At 64.3% G+C, this 484-nt stretch carries 1 protein-coding gene; it reads left to right on the top strand.

Annotated elements, in window-relative coordinates; all coding sequences use genetic code 11:
• Nucleotides 1-113 precede the first annotated feature (113 nt).
• Nucleotides 114-484 (top strand): hypothetical protein (locus IG84_RS38555; protein ID WP_037801477.1); only part of this gene is annotated, 371 nt, incomplete at its 3' end.

The following is a 484-nucleotide window of genomic DNA, read 5'->3' as shown; positions in this document are numbered from 1 at the left end:
AATGTGTATAAGAGACAGCCTACTACGCGTGGACCCCCGCCCAGCTGGCGGAGGTCCTCGGCGCGGAGGACGCCGCCGAGAAGCAGAAGGCCTACACCGACGCCCTCGCGCAGATGCCGCCGCACACGCGGGCGATGGCCAAGGAGTTCATCGGGCTGAAGAAGGACCAGCAGAAGTGGTCCGACAGCCTCAGCTCGTCGACCATGCCCGTCTACACCAAGGGCCTTCAGGTCGTGCGGCGGCTGCTGCCGCTGCTCACCCCGTTCGTCAAGGAGGCGTCCAAGGCGTTCGGGTCGTTCATCGACGAGATCGACCGCGGCACCAAGGGCAAGGGCCTGGAGACGTTCGCGAACTCCATGGCGAAGGTCGCCGGGCAGAACCTCAAGTCCTTCCTGTCGGGGCTGAAGAACATCGCCGTCGGGATCGGCGGTGTGATCAAGGCGTTCCTGCCCATGTCTGTCTCTTATACACATCTCCGAGCCCA

It is taken from the genome of Streptomyces ochraceiscleroticus (assembly GCF_000720485.1).
In the GTDB taxonomy this organism is placed as follows: Bacteria; Actinomycetota; Actinomycetes; order Streptomycetales; family Streptomycetaceae; genus Streptomyces; species Streptomyces ochraceiscleroticus.
The sequence above is the reverse complement of the archived record's forward strand: the minus strand, read 5'-3'. Positions and strand labels throughout refer to the sequence as shown.